Genomic DNA, 2,858 nt, shown 5'->3' on the forward strand with positions numbered 1-2,858 from the left:
TGCAGTGGTGGCCACCTGCTGCACCGCACGCTGCCATCCCCATAACCGGGTATTTCTGGAAGGGGTAAAAGCAGCGCTCACCTGTGACCGGGCCTTTCAGGATGGCCATTACCAGAATCCGCCACGGCGCGGGCTCAGGGCATTTGGCCGGGTATACGCGGGCTGGGCCTATTCCCAGGCATTCTTCCGCCACGAACTCTGGCGCGGCCTGGGATTCGATTCCATCGAGGCTCTGCTGTGCTTCTGGGAGGATGACCATCTGGGCCAGGATGCCAATAACCTGCTGTCTGTGCTGGGCACCTGGCAGAATGGCGACATCAGTGACAACCCGGTGTTTCAGGGCAACTACAAGGCCGCACTCGCTTCGCTCACCATGCCGACCCGGGTGATGCCTGGCAGTACCGACCTCTACTTCACCATCGAGGATGCCCTGGAGGATGCCCGCCAAATGCCGGGAGCGACGTTTGACCCTCTGACTTCTGACTGGGGGCATATTGCCGGAGGTGCTGGCAGGGAAGTCCGCAGTCACCAGAAGATTCTTGCCGCTGCGCAATTGCTGCTCGACAGCAAAGGCCCATGACTGTGCACCCATTTACACGGTGCACATTAATGGTGCGTCGCTTTGCCGCCGATCAGTCCGGACCGCCCCGGTTGTACCCGTTTTACGAAGCTGGCACGCCATCTGCAGCGTCTGCAATGTATGAACAGACGGTTTACGAAACCCCGATCCGTTCACGACAACACCGCGAAGCGCGCGGCGAAGACAATGAAAAAATGGGTGACTAGGGTTCCGGTCCGGGCGTGTCAGCAACAACAGCCCGGATGGCTGGTCCGAGAGTTACCGACCTCTGGGAGGTTACACGGCGGGACAAAAGCCCGGGAGACTGAATCGCAAGGGACGCCGTTGCCCGCGAAGGACTTGCCGTGTTGTGTGACCAGAGGAGACAACCTATGCGACTGATCAACCGCCACCCCGGGCGAGTATCGGCTACCCTGCTTGGCCTGCTGCCCTTCCTGTTGATCATGCTGATCTACAGCCTCGCCTCCCAGGAGCGACTGGCCGAGAATCCCAACGACAAACTGCTTCCCGGCCTCGAACAGATGACCGCCGCGGTCGACCGCATGGCGTTCCAGGAAGACCGGCGCAGCGGCGATTATCTGATGTGGAAGGACACCATCGCCAGCCTCGAACGCCTGGGGATTGGTGTGGGCATAGCCGCATTGCTGGGACTGGTGGTGGGTATTCTCAACGGCGCCCTGCCCCTGATCCGGGCCAATCTGGCACCGCTGGTCTCCGCGCTTTCCATGGTTCCGCCTCTGGCCATACTGCCAATTCTGTTCATCGTGTTCGGCCTGGGAGAGCTCTCCAAGGTCATGCTGATTGTCATTGGAACGGCACCGATCATGATGCGCGATGTGGCCCAGCGGGTGCGGGAATTGCCCGGTGAGCAGCTGATCAAGATCCAGACCCTCGGGGCCAATTCCTGGCAGGTCATCACCCGCATGGTGCTACCCCAGGTTCTGCCCCGCCTGATCGATGCCGTGCGCTTGAGCCTGGGCCCGGCCTGGCTGTTCCTGATCGCTTCGGAAGCCATCGCCTCCACCGAGGGCCTGGGTTACCGGATCTTCCTGGTGCGGCGTTATCTCGCCATGGATGTGATCCTGCCCTATGTCATCTGGATCACCATTCTTGCCATCGTTATCGACCAGTGTCTGCGACTGGCTAACCGCAGGCTGTTCCCCTGGTACAACGCAGGAGGCCACTTATGAGCTTTATCACGGTCAATAATCTCTGGAAGGAATACAGTGATCTGGTGGTACTGGAAAACCTGAACCTGAGCGTGAAACAGGGCGAATTCTGCACGCTGGTAGGCGCTTCAGGCTGCGGCAAGTCTACCTTCCTGAAAATGCTGCTGGGGCAGGAAACCCCGAGCCGCGGTCAGTTACTGCTCGAAGGTGAGGCCTTTCCGGGGGAGCCCGACCGCAACCGGGGCATCGTGTTCCAGCGCTATTCGGTGTTCCCCCACCTTACCGTGCGCCACAATGTGCTGATGAGTCTGGAACTGGAGCAGAAACCCTGGCTCGGCAAACTGTTTGGCAGTGCCCGGCGCGCGGCTCTGGAAAAGGTGGACGCGATGCTGGCTTCGGTTGGCCTGGAAGCGTCCGCCAACAAATGGCCGCACGAACTCTCCGGTGGTATGCAGCAGCGCCTGGCCATTGCCCAGTCGCTGATCATGCGCCCGCGCGTGCTGTTGCTGGACGAACCCTTCGGCGCGCTCGATCCGGGTATCCGCAAGGACATGCACGATCTGCTGCTGAAGCTGTGGCGGGAGACGGGCACTACCATCTTCATGGTTACCCATGATCTCAAGGAAGGCTTCTACCTGGGTACCCGGCTGCTGGTGTTTGACAAGGTTCGTCGTGACCCTCATGACCCAGAAGCCTTTGGCGCCACAATTACCTATGATCTGGCCATTGGCCAGGCCGACAGAAAACTGTTTGAAGACATCAACGAGTCGGTTGCCGAGACGGCTCGCCATCAGGCTGCCTGACCAGGCAAACAATCACTTCAACAAAAAGGGGCTACCCGAAGGCAGCCCCATAAACCCCGATAAAACGGGCACGACACTCGCTCAGTTACTGGCTACACGGTCACTCGGCAGCTTGAAGGTCCAGACGGTACCGCCCTGGTTGAAGTCCTTGACCACCTTGGCCACTTCACCACCCCAGAGAGGTACGGCACCGCCCCAGCCAGTGGAGATGGAGACGTACTGCTCACCATCCATTTCCCAGGTCACGGGCGTACCCACAACACCGGTACCGGTATTGAACTTGTAGAGTTCTTCACCGGTCCTGGC

At 59.8% G+C, this 2,858-nt stretch carries 2 protein-coding genes, 2 pseudogenes and 1 riboswitch; of the genes and pseudogenes, 3 read left to right on the forward strand and 1 reads right to left on the reverse strand.

Going from position 1 to position 2,858, the window contains the following annotated elements; translation table 11 throughout:
- From ACESMB_RS02595 to ACESMB_RS02605, 3 genes and pseudogenes are all read left to right on the forward strand, one after another.
- A pseudogene (locus tag ACESMB_RS02595) lies at positions 1-580 on the forward strand (homoserine acetyltransferase); the annotation flags it as partial.
- A gap of 191 nt (positions 581-771) precedes the next feature.
- Positions 772-885, forward strand: a riboswitch (guanidine-I (ykkC/yxkD leader).
- A gap of 66 nt (positions 886-951) precedes the next feature.
- Positions 952-1,770 carry an ABC transporter permease gene (locus tag ACESMB_RS02600; protein WP_372970847.1) on the forward strand — a complete coding sequence of 273 codons (819 nt, stop codon included), beginning with the start codon at positions 952-954 and terminating at the stop codon, positions 1,768-1,770.
- Complete coding sequence (locus ACESMB_RS02605; protein WP_372970848.1) at positions 1,767-2,552, forward strand: ABC transporter ATP-binding protein; 786 nt, start codon at positions 1,767-1,769, stop codon at positions 2,550-2,552. Before ACESMB_RS02600 ends, ACESMB_RS02605 begins: the two co-directional genes overlap by 4 nt.
- Positions 2,553-2,633: 81 nt before the next feature.
- Here the strand turns inward: ACESMB_RS02605 and ACESMB_RS02610 are convergent.
- Positions 2,634-2,858: pseudogene (locus tag ACESMB_RS02610) on the reverse strand (PQQ-dependent dehydrogenase, methanol/ethanol family); the annotation flags it as partial.

This window comes from Marinobacter sp., from assembly GCF_041686475.1.
Classification (GTDB): Bacteria; Pseudomonadota; Gammaproteobacteria; order Pseudomonadales; family Oleiphilaceae; genus Marinobacter.

What these genes read in the sequence shown, in the direction of transcription:
- ACESMB_RS02600 (WP_372970847.1), top strand. Translation starts at nt 952, where the DNA reads ATGCGACTGATCAACCGCCACCCCGGGCGAGTATCGGCTACCCTGCTT.
- ACESMB_RS02605 (WP_372970848.1), top strand. Translation starts at nt 1,767, where the DNA reads ATGAGCTTTATCACGGTCAATAATCTCTGGAAGGAATACAGTGATCTG.